18 protein-coding genes are annotated in these 18794 nt (G+C 71.3%); 10 read left to right on the top strand and 8 right to left on the bottom strand.

Annotation, left to right across the window (positions count from 1 at the left end; translation table 11 throughout):
* Positions 1–90 precede the first annotated feature (90 nt).
* On the top strand, positions 91–819 hold the full coding sequence (locus tag EUA06_RS04200) for a pentapeptide repeat-containing protein (RefSeq protein ID WP_242497967.1): 729 nt from the start codon (positions 91–93) through the stop codon (positions 817–819).
* Between the two features lie 48 nt (positions 820–867).
* On the top strand, positions 868–1647 hold the full coding sequence (locus EUA06_RS04195) for a lysophospholipid acyltransferase family protein (RefSeq protein ID WP_129473790.1): 780 nt from the start codon (positions 868–870) through the stop codon (positions 1645–1647).
* A 3-nt stretch (positions 1648–1650) separates the two neighbouring features.
* Here the strand turns inward: EUA06_RS04195 and EUA06_RS04190 are convergent, their stop codons facing one another.
* From EUA06_RS04190 to EUA06_RS04165, 6 genes are all read right to left on the bottom strand, one after another.
* Positions 1651–1899, bottom strand: a complete 249-nt coding sequence (locus tag EUA06_RS04190) for a hypothetical protein (protein WP_129473789.1) — start codon at positions 1897–1899, stop codon at positions 1651–1653.
* A 61-nt stretch (positions 1900–1960) separates the two neighbouring features.
* On the bottom strand, positions 1961–2392 hold the full coding sequence (locus tag EUA06_RS04185) for a heat shock protein transcriptional repressor HspR (protein WP_129473788.1): 432 nt from the start codon (positions 2390–2392) through the stop codon (positions 1961–1963).
* Complete coding sequence (gene dnaJ, locus EUA06_RS04180) at positions 2389–3576, bottom strand: molecular chaperone DnaJ (RefSeq protein ID WP_129473787.1); 1188 nt, start codon at positions 3574–3576, stop codon at positions 2389–2391. The genes EUA06_RS04185 and dnaJ overlap by 4 nt, the downstream gene beginning before the upstream one ends.
* A 36-nt stretch (positions 3577–3612) precedes the next feature.
* On the bottom strand, positions 3613–4257 hold the full coding sequence (gene grpE / locus EUA06_RS04175; protein ID WP_242497966.1) for a nucleotide exchange factor GrpE: 645 nt from the start codon (positions 4255–4257) through the stop codon (positions 3613–3615).
* Positions 4254–6146 (bottom strand): molecular chaperone DnaK, encoded by a 1893-nt coding sequence (gene dnaK, locus EUA06_RS04170; protein ID WP_129473786.1) that lies wholly within the window; start codon positions 6144–6146, stop codon positions 4254–4256. The genes grpE and dnaK overlap by 4 nt, the downstream gene beginning before the upstream one ends.
* Before the next feature lie 173 nt (positions 6147–6319).
* Positions 6320–7120 carry a GNAT family N-acetyltransferase gene (locus EUA06_RS04165; protein ID WP_242497965.1) on the bottom strand — a complete coding sequence of 267 codons (801 nt, stop codon included), beginning with the start codon at positions 7118–7120 and terminating at the stop codon, positions 6320–6322.
* 92 nt (positions 7121–7212) lie between these two features.
* On the opposite strand from EUA06_RS04165, the gene EUA06_RS04160 reads away from it, so the two are divergent.
* The 3 genes from EUA06_RS04160 (at position 7213) to EUA06_RS04150 (ending at position 11681) form a co-directional block, all read left to right on the top strand.
* Entirely contained in the window at positions 7213–7923 is a 711-nt protein-coding gene (locus EUA06_RS04160; protein WP_165354248.1) for an SGNH/GDSL hydrolase family protein, read from the top strand.
* 223 nt (positions 7924–8146) lie between these two features.
* The gene (locus EUA06_RS04155; protein ID WP_129473783.1) at positions 8147–10162 is read left to right on the top strand and encodes a M4 family metallopeptidase; all 2016 of its coding nucleotides are present in this window, start codon (positions 8147–8149) and stop codon (positions 10160–10162) included.
* An 82-nt stretch (positions 10163–10244) separates the two neighbouring features.
* Positions 10245–11681, top strand: a complete 1437-nt coding sequence (locus tag EUA06_RS04150; RefSeq protein ID WP_129473782.1) for a M28 family metallopeptidase — start codon at positions 10245–10247, stop codon at positions 11679–11681.
* Positions 11682–11793: 112 nt separating this feature from the next.
* Here EUA06_RS04150 and EUA06_RS04145 read toward each other — a convergent pair whose 3' ends face one another.
* Positions 11794–13722, bottom strand: a complete 1929-nt coding sequence (locus EUA06_RS04145; RefSeq protein WP_129473781.1) for a M3 family metallopeptidase — start codon at positions 13720–13722, stop codon at positions 11794–11796.
* 74 nt (positions 13723–13796) lie between these two features.
* On the opposite strand from EUA06_RS04145, the gene EUA06_RS04140 reads away from it, so the two are divergent.
* Both EUA06_RS04140 and EUA06_RS04135 read left to right on the top strand, forming a co-directional pair.
* Complete coding sequence (locus EUA06_RS04140; RefSeq protein ID WP_129473780.1) at positions 13797–14639, top strand: aldo/keto reductase; 843 nt, start codon at positions 13797–13799, stop codon at positions 14637–14639.
* 43 nt (positions 14640–14682) lie between these two features.
* Positions 14683–15900: an MFS transporter gene (locus EUA06_RS04135; protein ID WP_242497964.1), complete on the top strand. Its 1218-nt coding sequence runs from the start codon at positions 14683–14685 to the stop codon at positions 15898–15900.
* Here the strand turns inward: EUA06_RS04135 and EUA06_RS04130 are convergent.
* A complete protein-coding gene (locus EUA06_RS04130; protein ID WP_129473779.1) occupies positions 15887–16429 on the bottom strand; it encodes a hypothetical protein in 543 nt (180 codons plus the stop codon). The genes EUA06_RS04135 and EUA06_RS04130 overlap by 14 nt on opposite strands.
* 118 nt (positions 16430–16547) lie before the next feature.
* Between EUA06_RS04130 and EUA06_RS04125 the strand changes: the two genes are divergently transcribed.
* The 3 genes from EUA06_RS04125 (at position 16548) to EUA06_RS04115 (ending at position 18724) form a co-directional block, all read left to right on the top strand.
* Positions 16548–17330 carry an ATP-binding protein gene (locus EUA06_RS04125; protein ID WP_129473778.1) on the top strand — a complete coding sequence of 261 codons (783 nt, stop codon included), beginning with the start codon at positions 16548–16550 and terminating at the stop codon, positions 17328–17330.
* 93 nt (positions 17331–17423) lie between these two features.
* Positions 17424–17726 (top strand): hypothetical protein, encoded by a 303-nt coding sequence (locus EUA06_RS04120; protein ID WP_129473777.1) that lies wholly within the window; start codon positions 17424–17426, stop codon positions 17724–17726.
* The gene (locus tag EUA06_RS04115) at positions 17723–18724 is read left to right on the top strand and encodes a coiled-coil domain-containing protein (RefSeq protein WP_129473776.1); all 1002 of its coding nucleotides are present in this window, start codon (positions 17723–17725) and stop codon (positions 18722–18724) included. Before EUA06_RS04120 ends, EUA06_RS04115 begins: the two co-directional genes overlap by 4 nt.
* Positions 18725–18794 lie beyond the last annotated feature (70 nt).

Genomic DNA, 18794 nt, shown 5'->3' with positions numbered 1-18794 from the left:
CCCAGCCTGACGGCTGCGTGACACGATCCCCCGGTGGCACCACCGCCGGCCCTGAGATCTGACTGCTCGAGCTGCTTCGCCCTGTGCTGCGTGGTGCTCCCCTTCTCCGCCGACTCGGGTTTCGGCGTCGACAAGCCCGGTGGCCGACCGTGCCTCAACCTCCTCGAGGACGACCGCTGCGGCATCCACGCCACCCTGCGTGAGGACGGCTGGCCGGGGTGCACCGTCTTCGAGTGCTTCGGCGCCGGCCAGCAGGTCTCGCAGGTGACGTACGCCGGTCTGTCCTGGCGCGACGGGGGCAACCTCGGCGAGATGGGTGCCGTGCTCACCGTGATGCGCCAGCTCCACGAGATGCTCGTGCACCTCGACGAGGTCGCGCGCCGCTCCCCCGATGACGGCGCCGCTGCCGCACGCGGTCGGATCGAGGACCTCACCGCCGCCGATCCCGAGACCCTGCTCACGAGCGACGTCGACGAGCTCCACGCGCACGTCGGCAGGCTGCTCGCCGAGGCCAGTGCGCGCGTACGACGTGGCTGGCCCGACGCGGCCGACCACTCCCGTCGCGACCTGGCCGGGCAGCGCATGACGGGAGACCTCCGCGGCTGCTCGCTGCGCGGCGCACTCCTGATCGGGGCGGACCTCAGCGGCGCCGACCTCACCGACGCGGACCTGCTCGGCGCCGACCTCCGGGGCACCGACGTCCGCGGGGCCGACCTCTCGACGGCCCTCTTCCTCACCCAGCCGCAGGCCAACGCGGCCGTCGGCGACACCGCAACGCTGCTCCCCGACGGTCTGGCCCACCCGGGCCACTGGACCTGAACCCGGATACTCACGCGCGCCGCACGGTCGGTGACCCACACTCGGCCCATGCCTTCTCGTCCGGAACCCAGCACGTGGCAGCGTCCCGGCCTCCGCGCGGCCCTCCTCTACGCCGTCGCCGCCAGCCTCCTCGGCACCGTCGTCTCCGCGGTCAGCCGCCTCGAGCTCACCCGCCGCGCGGTCCCCGACGCCGCGCTCCCCGAAGGCCCGGTCATCGTGGTCGCCAACCACACCAGCTTCGCCGACGGCATCCTGCTCGCCCTCGTCGGCCGGCGGCTGGGTCGCTCGCTGCGGCTGATGGCGACCGGCGGCGTCTTCCGCTCCGGCCTGGTCGGCCCGCTCGCCCGCCGGCTCGGCTTCATCCCGGTGCTGCGCGGCACCGGCTCGGCGGCCGGCTCCCTCGACGCGGCCGCGACCGCGCTCGCCGCCGGCGAGGCGGTCGGCCTCTTCCCCGAGGGTCGCATCACCCGAGACCCGCAGCACTGGCCCGAGCGCGCGAAGACCGGTGCCGTCCGGCTCGCGCTCCGCACCGGTGCTCCCGTCGTCCCCGTCGCCCTCGTCGGCGCCCAGCAGGTCGTCGGCAGGACCGGCATCGTGAGCCGCCTGCTCCGCAACACGGTCCTGCGACCGCGCGTGACGGTCGCGGTCGGCGAGCCCATCGACGTACGACGTCTCGCCGGCGTCCGCGGCGACCAGCCCGTCGACGACGCGACCGTGCGCCGGGTGGCGGACGAGGTGATGGCGGTGCTGGTCGCCCAGGTCGCCGAGCTCCGCCAGGAGCCCGCGCCCCACCCGACCGGTGTGCCGGAGGAGGCGCTCAGCGCCTGAGCATCACGAGTAGCGGTGGCTCTTGGCCGAGTGGCCCTTCTCGCGCGTGCAGGTGCGGCCGCTCATGTTGCGGTGCCCGCAGAGCTCCTCGTCGGTCGAGGCTGCGGCCTCGGCCAGCGGGTCCCCTGCCGTCTTCGCCGGAGCCGGCGGCGCCACAGGCGCCTTCGGACGTGCCGGGGCTGAGCCCGCACGCTTCTGCGACTCGGCGTACTTCGCCTCGCGCATCGCGCGGAGGTTGTCCATCTTGCTCATCGACCCATCACACCCACGAACCTACGCGGTCGCACCGACAGCACCGCTCGCGGCACGCGCGTCAGGTGCCCCGGCGCCAGACCACGACGGACTGGCCGACGGACTGGTGCAGCACCGGCAGCTTGTTGGCCGGGGCGGCCGACTGCGCCGCGGCGCGGGCGGCGAGCCCGTGGCGTACGGCCTCCAGCTCGGCGAGCAGCTCCTCGTTGCGGGCGCGCAGCGCGTCGACCTGGAGCTCGAGGGCCATGATCCGGCGGACGCCCTCGATCCCGATCCCGGCACTCGTGAGGTCGGCGATCTGGCGCAGCCGCTCGAGGTCGCGGTGGGAGTAGCGCCGGCCACCACCGCCGGTGCGGCCGGGCGCGATGAGGCCCATCCGCTCGTAGGCCCGCAGGGTCTGCGGGTGCAGCCCGGTCAGCTCGGCGGCGACGCTGATGACGTAGACCGCTGCGTCGGGAGACGGAGGGCCGAAGGGGCCGAGCGGACTGCTCATGACTCGAAGAGTCCTGCGCGCAGCGGCGTGCCGGCCATGGCCGCGCGATAGGCCTCGAGGGCCTCGCGAGCGGTCTGGTCGAGGGTCGCCGGCACCTGCACCTGGACGGTCGCGAGCAGGTCGCCCTTCGAGCCGTCCTTCTTGGTCGCGCCCTTGCCGCGCACCCGGAAGGTGCGGCCGTTGGGCGTGCCCGGCGGCAGCTTGAGCGTGACCGGCGGACCACCGAGGGTCGGGATCTTCACCTCGGCGCCGAGCGCGGCCTCGTCGAAGGCGACGGGCACGTCGAGGGTCAGGTTGTCGCCGGAGCGCCCGAAGACGCGGTGCGGCGAGACCTTCACCGTCACGAAGAGGTCGCCCGCTGGGCCGCCCTGCTCGCCCGGTGCACCCTTGCCCTTGAGCCGGATCTTCGCGCCGTCCTTCACCCCGGCCGGGACCCGCGCCTGGATGGTCCGGGCGGACGTGCCGCGGCCGCTGCCGTGGCAGGTGGGGCACGCCTCGTCGTACACGAGCTGCCGTCCGCCACACGCTGGGCAGGTCTCGTTGATCGAGAACGCGCCACCGGTGCCGGACACGACGAATCCCGCACCCTCGCACTGCGGGCAGATGTGCGGGCGGGTGCCGGGCTTGCCGCCGGTGCCCTGGCAGGTGGGGCACGCGGTGTCGGACGTCAGCCGCAGCGAGACCGTGACGCCGTCGAGCGCCTCGGTGAACCCGATGGTCGCCGTGCTCTCGACGTCGGCGCCGCGACGCGGTCGTGGCTGCGAGGACGTACGCGTGCGCTGCCCGCCGCCGAAGAGGTCGCCGAACATGTCGCCGAGGCCCCCGCCGCCACCCCGCTCGCGGAGGAGGTCGTCGATGTTGAAGCCACCGCCGGGGCCACCGCCGCCGAAGCCACCGCCACCGCCACCCATGCCCGGGCCGAAGCCGCCGCGGGACTGCAGCGAGCGGAACTCGTCGTACTTCTTGCGCTTGGCCTCGTCGCCGACGACGTCGTAGGCCTCGGCGATCGCCTTGAACTTCTCGTGCTTGGCGTCGTTGCCGGGGTTGGAGTCGGGGTGGTTCTCCCGGGCGAGCTTGCGGTAGGCCTTCTTGACGTCGGCCGCGCTGGCGTCCTGGGCGATGCCGAGGACCTGGTAGAAGTCCTTGGTCGCCCAGTCGTTGCGGAAGCCTTCGGTGTCAGCCATGGGTGAACCCCCTCTCTGTCGGCTGCGGGTCGGTGGTCACCCCTCGACGGGGTCGACCACGAGCACCTGGGCGGCGCGCACGACGCGGTCGCCCATCGTGTAGCCGCTCTTGGCGACGTGCTTGATGGTCGTCACCTCGACCTCGTCGTCGGTGCCGAGGTGGCTCAGCGCCTCGTGGAGCGTCGGGTCGAACGCATCTCCGGGAGCGCCGAAACGCACCAGGCCGGAGGCGGCGACGACCCGCTCGAGCTGGTCGGCGACGGCCTTGAAGCCGCCGTCGAGCTCGTCGTGCTCCTTGGCGCGGTCGATCGTGTCGAGCACCTCGATCACCGGGACCAGCGCCTTGTAGGACGCCGAGTCCGCGATCAGCTGGCGGTCACGGTCGACACGCTTGCGGTAGTTGGCGTACTCCGCCTGCAACCGCTGGAGGTCGTTGGTCAGGCTGGCGACGTTGCCGCGCAGGGCGAACACCTCGTCCTGCTCCTGACCCGGCTCCACCCCGGGATCGTCGGCCGTCCCCGGGTCGCTACCGGCGACGGCGTCACCCTCGACCTGGGCCTCCACCTCGGTGGCATCGGTGATCTCGCCCGCCGCGTCGCCGAAGCCGTCGGGGGCCGCGCCCTCCGGAGAGGGAGCCTCGGTGGGCTCCCCCTCCGGGAGGTCGCTGGGGCGATCGGTCACTTCGCGTCACCCTCAGTGGTGTCGGTGGTGTCGTTGCCTTCGGCGGACTCGCCCTCGGCCGTCTCGTCGACGATCTCGGCGTCGACGACGTCGTCGTCCGACTCGCCCGTGGCGCCGGTGCCACCGCCCGCGGCCGACTGCTCGGCCTCCGCGGCGGCGTACATCGCAGCGCCCATCTTCTGGCTGGACTCACCGAGCTTGGTGACGGCCGCGGTGATCTCCTCCGACGACGCGTCCTCCTTGGCGAGCGTCTCCTTGAGGGCGTCGACGTCGGCGCGGACCTCGGTCTTCACGTCCTCGGGGAGCTTGTCGTCGTTGTCGGTGAGGAACTTCTCGGTCGTGTAGACGAGCTGGTCGCCCTGGTTGCGGGCCTCCACGGCCTCGCGACGCTTGGCGTCCTCCTCGGCGTACTGCTCCGCCTCCTTGACCATCCGGTCGATCTCGTCCTTGCCGAGCGCCGATCCGCCGGAGATCGTCATCGACTGCTCGCGGCCGGACGCCTGGTCCTTCGCCGAGACGTGCACGATGCCGTTGGCGTCGATGTCGAAGGTGACCTCGATCTTCGGTACGCCGCGGGGTGCGGGCGGCAGGCCGGTCAGCTCGAAGTTGCCGAGCGGCTGGTTCTGCGACCACATCTGGCGCTCGCCCTGCGCGACCTTGATCTCGACCGACGGCTGGTTGTCGTCGGCGGTCGTGAAGATCTCCGAGCGCTTGGTCGGGATCGTGGTGTTGCGCTCGATGAGCGTGGTCATCACGCCGCCCTTGGTCTCGATGCCGAGGGACAGCGGGGTGACGTCGAGGAGCAGCACGTCCTTGACCTCGCCCTTGAGGACACCGGCCTGGAGCGCGGCGCCGACGGCGACGACCTCGTCGGGGTTGACGCCCTTGTTGGGCTGCTTGCCGCCGAGGAGCTCGGTGACGACCTCGCTGACGGCGGGCATCCGGGTGGAGCCGCCGACGAGCACGACGTGGTCGATCTTGTCGACCGCGACGCCGCCGTCCTTGAGCACCGACTGGAACGGCGCCTTGGTGCGGTCGAGCAGGTCGGCCGTCAGCTTCTGGAACTCGCTGCGGGTCAGCTTCTCCTCGAAGTGGAGCGGGCCGCCCTCGCTGTGGGTGATGTAGGGCAGGTGGATCGTGGTCTCGGAGCTCGAGGACAGCTCGATCTTCGCCTTCTCGGCGGCCTCCTGGAGGCGCTGCTTGGCGATCTTGTCGGCGCCGAGGTCGACACCGTTGTTGTCCTTGAACTTCTTGATCATCCAGTCGACGACACGGTTGTCCCAGTCGTCGCCACCGAGGTTGTTGTCACCGGAGGTCGCCTTGACCTCGACGACGCCCTCGCCGATCTCGAGCAGGGACACGTCGAACGTGCCGCCACCGAGGTCGAAGACGAGGATGGTCTGGTCCTCGCCCTTGTCGAGGCCGTAGGCCAGGGCCGCGGCGGTGGGCTCGTTGACGATGCGACTCACGTTGAGGCCCGCGATCTCGCCGGCCTCCTTGGTGGCCTGGCGCTGCGCGTCGGAGAAGTACGCCGGGACCGTGATGACCGCGTCGGTCACGGTCTCGCCGAGGTAGGCCTCGGCGTCGCGCTTGAGCTTCTGCAGCACGAACGCGCTGATCTGCTGGGGGGTGAAGGTCTTGTCGTCGATGTCGACCTTCCAGTCCTCGCCCATGTGGCGCTTGACGGACCGGATCGTGCGGTCGACGTTGGTGACCGCCTGTCGCTTGGCGACCTCGCCGACGAGGACCTCGCCGGACTTGGTGAAGGCGACGACGGACGGGGTGGTCCGGGCGCCCTCGGCGTTGGCGATGACGGTGGGTTCGCCACCTTCGAGGACGGCGACGACGGAGTTCGTCGTGCCGAGGTCGATGCCGACCGCTCGAGCCATGGTTGTTACCTCCTGCGTTGGTGCTGCCTTGGTGGTGCCTGGGAATGTGGCCATCCTGCCGCGGTGCGGTCGAGGAGGCAAAACAGTTGAGTCGATCTCACTCAAGTCTGTTCATGTGGTTCAACGCATGGCAGCGCGAGGTGTTCCCGGATCGGCGAACTATTTCGGGGCGGTCAGCGGGACCAGACGTAGGGCGTCGTGCTGGTGACGGCCCGCAGGCCCGAGCGCTCTAGGATCGGGCGCGACATGTCGGTGCAGTCGGAGTGGATGAAGCGGACGCCGCGCTCCATCGCCGATGCCGCGCGGGCGGAGACGAGGGCGCGGTAGATCCCGCGCCCGCGGTGGTCGGGCAGGGTCGAGCCACCCCAGATGCCGGCGAACTCGGTGCCTGCGACCGGAGTCAGGCGCCCGCCCGCGACGACCCGGCCGCCCACCTCCGCGACCCAGAACTCCGAGCCACCCGACGCGAGCTCGGCCATCGACGAGGCCACCGACGGTCCGCGCCCGGTGCCGAAGATCGACTCCTGGGCCTCGAGCATCCGGGTGATGTCGCCCTCGGCGTCGGGTCCGGGCTCGATCCGGCGTACGACGACGGGGCCAGCCGGGGTCTCGTCGAGCGGGACGTCGACCGCCAGCAGCGACGCCTCGCCGATCATCACGGTCTCGACCGGCTCGGCCTCGAAGCCGTGGGCGACCAGCCGGTCGCCGAGGTCGGCAGGCAGGTCGTGGCCGCGCGACTTCCACTCGAAGGACGCGACGTCGGTGTCGTCGCGGTAGTGCGCGACCGCCCGCTCGATGAGGTCGTCGAGCTCGTCGCCCTCGACCCCGCCGAGGTCGTGGTAGCTGACGAAGCCGCCGTGGTCGAAGACCGCGCAGAGCAGCGGTCCGATGCGGGTGACCTCGCGCGCGCGGGCCATCTCGGCGTCGGTGCGGAGCTGGTCGTCGTACGCCGTCAGGAGCTCGTCGGGGGTCACGGCGCACACCCTAGGTCTGACGAACCCTGACATTCCCCCTACTTTCGGCGAATCGACTGCGTGATCCGGCGATGGCACCGCACACTTCTGGCGTGCTCCATCGGGGGAACCTGCGCCGGCTGACCGGCGCCTCAGCCGTCGTGCTGCTGCTGGCTGCCCTGATGGCCTTCTACGCAGCCGACCGCGCAGGCGCCGGCGCGACCCGCTGCCAGCAGCACCGCATCGACTCCCGCGACCGGGCGGCCATCGTCACCGGCGACGGCGAGCGCGTCCTGGTGATCGGCGACTCGTGGTCCGTCGGCCTCGGCCAGGACGGCCTCGACCAGTCCTGGGCCGCGCGGCTTCCCGGCGAGGTGCACGTCGCCGGGTTCTCCGGCTCCGGCTTCAGCGCGCACGCGAGCATGTGCGGCCGCGTCTCCTTCCACGACCGCGCCCCCACCGCCCTGTCGATGCGGCCGTCGCTGGTCGTTGTCGAGGGCGGGCTCAACGACTACGACCAGCCCGCCACCGCGATCGACCGCGGCTTCCGCGACCTGATGGCGGACCTGGCCGGACAACGGGTCGTCATCGTCGGTCCCGCCGACGCCCCCTCGCGCTCGCGGGCGGTGCCACGGGTCGACGCCCTCCTGGCCCGCCTGGCCGCGGAGTACGGCGTCCCCTACGTGCGCACCAGCGACCTCGACCTGACCTACCTGGAGGATCGCCTCCACCCGACCGCCGACGGTCACGACGAATTCGGCGACGCCGTCGCCGACCGCATCGCGGCGCTGACTCCGGCGCGTCCGGCCGTCCTCGGCCGCTGATCCGCTCGTCCATCCGCTGACGGGGGCCGGGAAACCGCCCCGTCCGATGATCGGACAGTTGTGCCGATCATCGACCGAACGATGCAGGTTCTCGCGCTGCACGAACCTGCAGTTCTAGGTCCATTGACGGCGATCCGCCTGATTGCGAACTTGTGCAGTGGTCGCAGCACCCAATCCCTCCTCGCGCCCGCCGGGCTCGAACTCCTGATTGGACAACTCTCACGTGAAGACACCTCGTCTGGCCGCACTGGCCGGTATCGCAGCGACAGCCGTCGCTGCGTCGTTCCTGGCACCGACCGCCACCCCGGCCGATGCCGCACCCTCGACGGGCAACCCCCGCGCAGAGGCCCAGCAGGCAGCCGCTGCCTGGGTGAAGGGTCACGGCAACGCGCTCGAGCGCGCCTCGCAGGACGCCTTCGTCCGCACCGGCACCTTCGAGGGCACCGGCTCGGTCTACTCCGTGGCCTACGAGCGGACCCATGAAGGCCTGCGCGTGGTCGGTGGCGACTTCGTCGTCCTCGCCAACTCCGCAGGCCAGGTCGTCGGCTCGTCGGTCGCCCAGGAGGCGCCCGTCGAGATCGGCAGCACCACGGCGAAGATCGACGCCGCCCGCGCGACGGCCGCCGCGAAGGCGCTGGCCGACCAGGGCGCGGAGGCCACTGCGCCCGAGCTCGTCATCTGGCACCGCGACGCCGGCACCAAGCTGGCCTACGAGGTCGAGGTGCGCGGCACCGACGCCGGCGAGGTCTCCTGGCAGAAGGTCTGGGTCGACGCCACCACCGGCGACGTCCTCGAGTCGCGCGAGCAGATCGCGCACGGCTCCGGCACCGCGGCGTACTCCGGCCCGAACCCGCTCCCGATCGCGACCAGCGGCTCGGGCAGCAGCTACTCGATGACCGACCCGACCGCGACCACGCTGCGCTGCCAGGACTCGGCCACCAACACCACGTTCACCGGCACCGACGACCTGTGGGGCAACGGCAACGGCACCAACAAGGAGACCGGCTGCGTCGACGGCCTCTACGCCGCCCAGCAGATGAAGGCGATGATGTCGTCCTGGCTCGGCCGCAACGGCATGGACGGCAACGGCGGCTGGGTCCCGATGCGGGTCGGCCTCAACGACCAGAACGCCTACTACGACGGCACGCAGACCCAGTTCGGCAAGAACACCGTCGGCCAGTGGATCACCTCGATCGACGTCGTGGCCCACGAGTTCGGCCACGGCGTGGACGACCGCACTCCCGGTGGCATCTCCGGCGGCGGCACCCAGGAGTTCATCGGTGACGCGCTCGCGACGGCCACCGAGTACTACGACAACCAGTCGGCGACCTACGACGGTCCGGACCACACCATCGGCGAGGAGATCAACCTCGTCGGCCAGGGCCCGATCCGTGACGGCTCCAACCCGGCCAACGCCGGCGACCCGTCGTGCTACACCAGCTCGACCGCGACCCTGCCCGTGCACACCGCGGCCGGCGTCGGCGACCACTGGTTCTACCTGCTGTCGCGTGGCGGTGTCTCGAAGTGCGACGGCACCTCGACCACCGGCATCGGCGAGCAGGCGGCCATCAAGGTCCTCTACAACGCGATGCTGATGAAGACCTCGTCGTCGAACTACCTCAAGTACCGCACCTGGACCCTCACCGCTGCCAAGAACATCGACAGCACCTGCGCCCAGTTCAACGCGGTCAAGAACGCCTGGGACGCGGTCAACGTGCCGGCCCAGACCGCCGACCCGACGTGCGGTGGCACCACCACGCCGCCCACCACGCCGCCCACCGGCGGCAACGTCCTCGCCAACCCGGGCTTCGAGTCCGGGCCCACCGTGTGGACCGGCAACACCGGCCTGATCACCACCAACACCGGTCGCCCTGCTCGGACCGGCTCGTACAAGGCGTGGCTCGGCGGCAACGGCACCACCAGCACCGAGACGATCAACCAGTCGGTGACCATCCCCTCCAGCGCGACGGCGGCGACGCTGTCGTACTGGATCCGGACGGACACCGCCGAGAGCGGCTCGACGGTGTACGACCGGATGCGGGTGCAGGTGGTGGACGGTTCGACCGTCACCACGCTCCGCACGTTCACCAACGTCGGCACCAACGCGACCTACACCCAGTTCTCGCACGCCCTCACCGCGTACAGGGGCAGGACGGTCACGATCCGCTTCACCATGACCGAGGACTCGTCGCTCCAGACGAGCTTCGTGGTCGACGACACCGCGCTGAACGGCTCCTGACGCATCTCGCACCCTGACGGGGCGGGGCAGCCTGGCTGCCCCGCCCCGTTCTCGTCCCAGTCCCTACCTCTCGGGAGTCCCCATGCGCACCCTTCGCACGACCGCACTCTCCTTGGTGGCGGCCGGCGCCCTCGCCGCCTCGACACTCGTCGGCGGCAGCACCCCCGCCACCGCGGCCGCCTCGCCCGACCTGAGCATCACCAACGTGACCGCCCACCTCCAGCAGCTGCAGTCGATCGCGACCGCCAACGGCGGCAACCGCGCGACCGGGCGACCCGGCTACAAGGCCTCGCTCGACTGGGTGAAGGCCAAGCTCGACGCAGTCGGCTACACCACGCAGGTCCAGTCGTTCTCGACCTCGTCGGGGACGTCGTACAACCTCATCGCCGACTGGCCGGGCGGCGACCCCGAGCACGTGGTGATGACCGGCGCGCACCTCGACAGCGTCTCGTCGGGCCCGGGCATCAACGACAACGGCACCGGGTCGGCCGCGATCCTCGAGGCCGCACTGGCCTGGGCAGGCAGCGGCAACACCTCGCGCAACCACCTCCGCTTCGCGTGGTGGGGTGCGGAGGAGCAGGGCCTCCTCGGCTCGAACCGCTACATGTCGACGCTGCCGACGGCCGACAAGGACCGGATCGACCTCTACCTGAACTTCGACATGGTCGGCTCGCCGAACCCGGGCTACTTCGTCTACAACGACAACGCCGTCGGCAACTTCGCGCGCGACGCGATGACCGGCTACTACGCGTCTGAGGGCATCCCCTGGGAGTACATCGACGTGCAGGGTCGCTCCGACCACGCGTCGTTCCGCAGCTACGGCATCGCCACGACCGGCATGTACTCCGGTGGCGAGACCACCAAGACGTCGGCGCAGGCGCAGAAGTGGGGCGGCACGGCCGGGCAGCAGTTCGACCCCTGCTACCACCGCTCGTGCGACACGATCTCCAACGTCAACACCACCGCGCTCGACCGCAACCTCGACATGATCGGCCACATGGTGTGGCTCTACGCCGACAAGGACTTCGGCACCACGCCGCCACCGACCACGCCGCCCGCCGGCGGCAACCTCCTCGCCAACCCGGGCTTCGAGTCCGGTGCGGTCAGCTGGGCGGGGACGTCGGGTCCGATCACGAACAACACGGGCCGTCCTGCGCGGACGGGGTCGTGGAAGGCGTGGCTCGGCGGCAACGGCAGCACGTCGTCGGAGACCATCTCGCAGCAGGTGACCATCCCGTCCACCGCGACCGCGGCGTCGCTCGGCTACTGGATCCGCACCGACACCGCCGAGTCCGGGTCGACGGCGTACGACACCCTGAAGGTGCAGGTGGTCCGCGGCACCACGACCACCACGTTGAGGACCTTCAGCAACGTCGGGACCAGCGCGACGTACGCCCAGTTCACCCACAGCCTGCTGGCCTACAAGGGGCAGACGGTCACCGTGAAGTTCCTGATGAACGAGGACTCGTCGCTCCAGACGAGCTTCGTGCTCGACGACACCTCGGTGTCGACGAGCTAGTTGGTCGAGTAGGCCGCGAGCGCCAGCGAGCGCGCGTATCGAGACCCCCCGGATGTCCGAGGTCTCGATACGCCTCGCTCGTTCCTCGCTCGGCTACTCGACCACCTATGCGCTACTCGACCAACCAGGACGCCCAGCTGTCGAAGGAGTAGGGCCGGCCCAGGAAGTCCTCGACCAGGTCGGCGGCGTCCTTGCGGCCGCCCATGCCGAGCACCTTGTCGCGGTAGGCGTGGGCGACGTCGGGGGCGAACATGTCGCCGGCGTCGAAGGCCGAGAACAGGTCCTTCGCGATCACGAGCGACCACATGTAGGTGTAGTAGCCCGACGAGTAGCCGTCGAGGTGGCCGAAGGCGCAGTGCATGTGGGCACCCTCGAGCGGCGGGAAGACCGAGTAGCGGCGCTGGAGCTCGTCGCCGTACGCGGTCAGGTCGTCGTGCTGGCCGGCGTGGAAGAAGTAGGACCGGGCGGCGTAGGACATCTGGTGCACGGCGTAGATGCCCTTGCCGAACTGGTCGGCGCGGCGCATCGCCGCGACCAGCTCGGCCGGGATCGTCTCGCCCGCGGCGTTGCGGGCGAAGGTCGCGAGCACGTCGGCGTCCCAGGCCCACTCCTCGAGCATCTGGCTGGGCGCCTCGACGAAGTCCCACTCGGTGGCGACGCCCGAGAACCGCAGCCACTGGCCCTGGCCGCCGAGCACGTGGTGGACGAGGTGCCCGAACTCGTGGAACAGGGTGACGACCTCGTCGTGCTCCATCAGGCCGCGGGCGAAGTTGCAGACCAGCACGCCCTCGGGGAGCTGGTCGCCGGCGACGCCCTTGACCATGTCGAACTGGGCGGCGTGCTTGAACTTGCCCTCGCGCGGGTGGAGGTCGAGGTGGATCCGACCGATCCGCACGCCGTCGAGGCCGACGTCGTAGCTCGCGACCTCGTCGTGCCAGGTGCCGGCGTCCTCGCGGGGGACGGGCGTCCACTCCAGGCCGAACAGCCGGCTGGTGACGTCGAGGAGGCCCTGGCGGACCTGCTCGAACGGGAAGTAGGTGCGCACGACCTGGCCGTCGACGTCGTACTGCTCGCGGCGGACGAGCTCGGCGTAGTAGCGCGAGTCGTAGGTCGCCACCGTGTCGGCGGCGGGGTCGTCGGCGCGCTTGCGCTCGAGCAGGACGGCGACCTCCTCCTTCGCGCGCTCGACGGCCGCGGCGCTGATCCGCTCGATGAAGTCGGCGATGGCCTGGCCGGAGCCGATCATCTTGACCTCGGTGTCGTAGTCGGGCCACGACTCGTAGCCGAGGAGCGCGGCGGTCTCGCGGCGTACGGCGAGGAGGTCCTGCAGCACCTGGTCGTTGGCCGGCCAGGCGACGTTGTTCTGCGCCAGAGCCAGCTCGTGGCGGGCCTCGCCGTCGGCCCCGAAGGTGGTGAACGGAACGAGGTCGGGGTAGTCGGTGGTGATGGTGACGAGCCCGTCGTCGCCGACCGGGTGGGCCTCGCGGTAGTCGTCGGGCAGGCCGGCCAGCCGCTCGGGTGCGAGGCGGATGGAGCGGACGTCGTCGCGGATGTTGCGACCGAAGTCCTGGGAGAGCTTGACGCCGGTCTCGCTGAGCTCGCGGAGACGGTCGCGGGTCGCGTCGTCGCGGTCGACGCCGGCGCGGCGGAAGTCGCGGAGCGTGTGCTCGAGGACCCGGCTGGCGTCGTCGTCGAGGCCGTCGGAGGGAAGCGCCGCGAAGACCGCGAAGAGCTCCTTGTCCTGGCCCAGCTCGGTGACGTACTTCTGCACCTCCTGGCTCAGCTCGTCGGCCCGGTCGCGCACGGCGGGGTCGGGGTGCACCTCGGACCAGAGGTGCGCGACCTCGGCGTTGGCGATCGCAGTCTCGGCGCGGTTCCACGCTGCGAGCACCTCGTCGGGAGTGCCGGTCTTCACCTGCTCGACGTGCCGCTTCGCCTCGGCGAGCTGGCCCTCGGTCCGCTCGGCCACCCAGGCGAGCCAGTCGTCGGAGCCGGGGAGCCGGAGGGGAACGGGTGCGGACGCGGTGGTGTCGTGGGTCACGCAACGAGCCTAGAACGAGGCGACGGCACCGCGTCCAGCGGAATACCTGGAGGAGCCGGCGGGTAGAGACAGGTATGACTGTTCCGACCCTGACGCTCCACGACGGCACGTCCATCCCCCAGCTCGGCTTCGGTGTGTTCCAGGTGCCGCCGCCCGAGACCGCGGCCACGGTCGCGAAGGCGCTCGATGCGGGCTACCGCCACATCGACACCGCACAGATGTACGGCAACGAGGCCGGTGTCGGCGACGCGATCCGCGAGTCCGGGCTCGACCGCGACGACCTCTACGTCACGACGAAGCTCAACAACACCTTCCACCTCCCCGACGACGCGCGTCGCGAGATCGACGCCTCGCTCGAGCGGCTCGGCCTGGAGCAGGTCGACCTGTTCCTCATCCACTGGCCGCTGCCCACCCGCTACGACGGCGACTTCGTGCAGACCTGGCGTGCCCTCATCGAGGCGCAGGAAGCCGGGAAGACCCGCAGCATCGGTGTCTCCAACTTCCAGCCGGCCCACCTCGACCGCATCGTCGAGGAGACCGGCGTCGTGCCGGTCGTCAACCAGGTCGAGGTCCACCCGTTCTTCGCCAACGAGGACGTGCGCGCGGCCAACCGGAGGCACGGCGTGCTCACCGAGGCGTGGTCGCCGATCGCGAAGGGCACGGTCGTCGACGACGACACCATCGGCGAGATCGCCTCCCTGGTGGGTCGTACGCCGGCCCAGGTCGCGCTGCGGTGGCACGTGCAGCGCGGCGACATCGTCTTCCCGAAGTCGATGAACGCCGACCGGATGCGGCAGAACTTCGAGATCTTCGACTTCGAGCTCGAGCCGACCCACATGTCCGCCATCGACGAGCTCGACGGCGGCGAATCCGGCCGGATGGGCCCCAACCCCGACACCTTCGACTGGATCCCCTGATCCGTCGCGCCACCGCTCGGCGGGCGGCTGAGAGGATGAGGCGGTGAGCTCGGGGGCGCAGGACTTCAGGTTCCGCGACATCTGGCTCGTGGCGTACGGCCCCTCGATCGTCTCCGCGATCGGGCACGGCGCGATGATGCCGGTGCTCGCGCTGCGTGCCCGCGACCTCGGCGCCGACGTCAGCACGGCGGCCGCGATCGTCGCGCTGACCGGTGTCGGGATGCTCCTTGCGAGCCTGCCGGCCGGCGCGCTGGTGGCGCGGATCGGCGAACGCCGGGCGCTCGTGGCGGCCGGGTTCGCCGACGCCGGCGCGATGGCGCTTGCCGCCGTCACGGACTCGGTGGCGTGGCTGGCGATCGCCGTGGTGCTGAGCGGCGTGTGCTGGACGATGTTCCTGATCGCCCGGCAGGGCTTCATGATCGACGTCGTCCCGGCCACGCACCGGGCGCGGGCGATGTCGTTCCTCGGCGGTTCCTACCGCGTCGGCGTCCTCATCGGCCCGCTGATCGGCGCCGGCCTGATCGAGCTGAGCGGACTGAGCAGCGTCTTCTGGCTGGGCGCCGCCATGTCGGTCTGTGCGGCACTGCTCGCCGCGACCATGCCGGACCTCGGCGAGGAGAAGCGCGCCGCCGCGAAGGAGACCGGGCACGTCGGCGTGTGGACCGTCATCGCCGCGCACCGGCGGGTGCTGGTCACCCTCGGCAGCGCGGTCGTGATCCTCGGCATGAGCCGCTCGCTGCGGCTCAGCCTGCTGCCGCTGTGGGCCGACCACATCGGGCTCTCGGCCTCCACGACCTCACTCATCTTCGCCTTCGCCGCCGCCCTCGACGTGGCACTGATGTGGCCGGGCGGCTTCCTGATGGACACCCGCGGACGCCGGGTCGTGGCGGTGCCGGTGGTCCTGTCGATGGCCATCGCCTGCCTGGTCCTGCCGCTCGCGACCGGTGCCGTCTCCGTCGCCCTCGTGATGGCGCTCATCGCGGCCGGCAACGGGCTCGGCGCCGGCATCGTGATGACGCTCGGCGCGGACGCGTCGCCCGTCGAGGGTCGCTCGCAGTTCCTCGGCGCCTGGCGCCTCTGCGGCGACATCGGCAACTCCGGTGGCCCGCTGCTGGTCAGTGCGGTCGCCGCCGTCGCTCCGCTGGCCGTCGCCTGCCTCACGCTCGGCGTCCTCGGCCTGGCCGGCGCCGGGTGGGTCGGCTACTGGACCGGCCGCGTCGACCGCGAACGGCGTACGACGAGCGAGGTCAGCCGACGGTGACGGTGACCTCGTTGGAGATCGCCTCGGAGTCGGTGTCGATGACGCGGAACCGGTTGGGTCCGACGTTGCCGGTCTGCACGTAGGTGCCGAACGTCCCGCCTGACACGGACGCGGTGACCGGGAAGTCGGACCACGCCCCGCCCTCGAACCGTTGCACCTGGAGGACCGCGCCCTCGCCGCCCTGGTAGGTGCCCGTGAGGTCGATCTGCTGCATCGGGCTGACGGACTGCTGCACCACGGTCAGCGAGATCGCCTCCGCGGGCGCCTCGGAGGTCTCCTCGCCGGGACTCGGCTCGAGCGTCTCCTCCGGCGGCGGGATCGAGCTGCCGGTGTCGCTGGGCTTCGGGAGGGTGAACCTCGACGGGCTGGCGCTCTCGTCGGTCGCGGTCGTGGTGCCGTCGAGGCCGGTGGCCTTCACGCCCACCATCACCGCGAGCCCGCCGAGGAGCCCGATCACCACGGCCACGCCCACGAGGGCGAGCAGCCCGGCGAGCACGGGGCGGTCCTTCTCGGGACGACGGGGGGCCATGGCGCCCATTGTCCAAGATGGCTGGCTGCCTTGGCGAACCGGCGGCCCGGTCGCCCCAGTTCACCGTGCACCGGTCGGGGTGGGCCCTCCCGCGCAGCGGGCAGGCAGGATGGGGCCCATGCAGTCACCGTTGCGACACGGCAGGGCGGCCCTCGGCACCACGATCGCCACCGGTGCGCTCGCCGCGCTCTCCCAGGCGCCCGAGCGCGCGTCCCGCCTGTTCAGGCACCGCTTCCCGACGGTCGCGGTCACCGGGATGACCGGCGTCGGCAAGACCCGGCTGGCCGACCGGCTCTCGCGCCGCGCGAGCGCCGAGGGCACCCAGGACGTGGGCTCCGCGGTGATGGAGAGGCGTACGCGCCGGGACCCGCGGATGCGCGGCTACCGGTTCCGGGTGGTGCCGGGCGAGAACGCCGCGACCCGCCTCGGCGCGCTCGACGAGGTCTTCCACGACGAGCCGGTCGACGGCGTGCTGCACGTCGTCGCCTACGGTCACGCCACCCCGCGGCGTACGGCCGGCACGAGCGGTGCCGGAGCGGCGACCCGCGAGGAGCAGCTGGCCGCCGAGCTGGAGGACTGGTCGATCACGGCGCACCGGATCGCCGGCATGGCCGTGCGGCGCGACCGCCCGACGTGGCTGGTCATCGCGGTGACGAAGGCCGACCTCTTCGCCGACGACATCGACGCGGCGGTGGACTACTACTCCCCCGGCAGCGGGTCACCCTTCGCCGACAAGCTCGACGAGCTGCGGGCACTCGCGGGCGGCGCCAAGCTCTCGATCGACGTGCTCCCCGTCTGCGCCCAGGGCGGCGGCCGGAAGTCGTCGATGCCCGAGAAGGCCGCCACCGAGCTGCTCAACCGGCTCGAGCTCCGGCTGGCCCAGCTCAGCGGCCACGTCTGAGCCCGGTCCGGGCCGGTCTGGACCGCCCGGTGAAGTGATTCACAACTTCACGACTCCGGGTTTCGCGTGCGTCCACCGGGGCAGAAGATCGCCATGAGGCCGATCGCCATCAACCAGCGGGCGCTGCGCGGCGCCAAGGCAGAGCTGGACTCCGCTCGCGAGGACCTGCGGTCCGCGCTCGGCGACGTCGACCATCCCGCCGACGACTTCCCGTGGCGCGACCTCATGGTCGAGGGCGTACGCAGCCTCGTCGAGGACGCCGAGCAGATCGCCACCCGCTGCCGCAACATCGCCCAGGCGATCGACGACTCGGTCATCGACTTCGACGAGCTCGACTCGATGGTCGAGCAGGCCGCTGTCGTCGCGCTCCAGCTCGACCAGGTGCGGCCCTCATGACCAAGGTGCTCGTCGACCGGATCGAGACCCAGCAGGACGGGCTGAGGTTCGGCGACCCGATCGGTTGCCACTACCACTGGACCGAGCCCGGCGAGGTCGACACCTACGGCGACTCCGTGCGCCGCCTCGCCACCAAGGTCGAGCTCGCCGTCGACGCCTTCGAGCGCACCGCCGGGCTCTCCGAGGAGGTGTTCGCCGGGGAGGCGGCCGACACCCTGCGCGAGCGCGCCGGTCGCCGCCACGAGGAGTCGGCCACCGTCCGCGACAACCTGCGCGGCCTCGGTCGCGCCATCAACGCCTACTCCGAGGTGCTCCGCCGCCACCGCGAGGGACTCCAGGAGCTGCGGGCCTACGCCGCCAGCAACGGCCTGGAGGTCCGCGACAACCGCATCTGGCCCCCGGTCGAGACCATCGCCGGCGACGCTTCCGAGAAGGAGCTGAACGCCTGGGAGCGCGACTGGAAGACCTACCGGGCGTGCTTCGACCTCAAGATCGAGCTGCGCGACGCCCGCCGGGCCAGCACCCGCGACCTGGTGAGGGCGCTGGCCGACTACGCCGACGTGCACCCCGACAAGGACAAGACGAAGCTCGTCGCCGCCAACGCCCACCAGGTGAAGTTCGGCGACCTCCGGCGGGAGGCCGCCGAGGAGGCGATGGAGGCCGTGCAGGCAGGCGACGCCGCCGACGCCGCACGACGGACGGTCGACGGGCTCAAGCGACGCGAGCAGGGCGCCCTCGACGACCTCGAGAAGATGGTCCTCGCCGAGAAGTCACCGGAAGAGATCCAGGCCCAGTCGGCCAAGGTGCAGGCGCTGCACCGCGAGCTCGTCGAGGCCCGCGTGGAGGCGCGCGACGCCGACAAGGTCGCCGACCGCGAGCAGGCGCAGGCCAACCGTGCCGCGCGCGACCTCGAGGCCGCCGAGCAGGGCAGGCCTCGCCTCGTCGCCGAGCAGACGGACTGGCAGCCGGTGACGAACCTCCGCGACCGCCTCGGCTGATATAGGTCGGGGTTAGTCCTTCACGGGACACCTCCGGAGGTGCTTGGAAGGGACCGACAGGTTCCATTCA

Origin of the sequence: Nocardioides glacieisoli (assembly GCF_004137245.1) — a bacterium.
Taxonomy (GTDB): Bacteria; Actinomycetota; Actinomycetes; order Propionibacteriales; family Nocardioidaceae; genus Nocardioides; species Nocardioides glacieisoli.
Note: the sequence above shows the minus strand (reverse complement) of the source record. Positions and strands in the feature narration are given on the sequence as shown.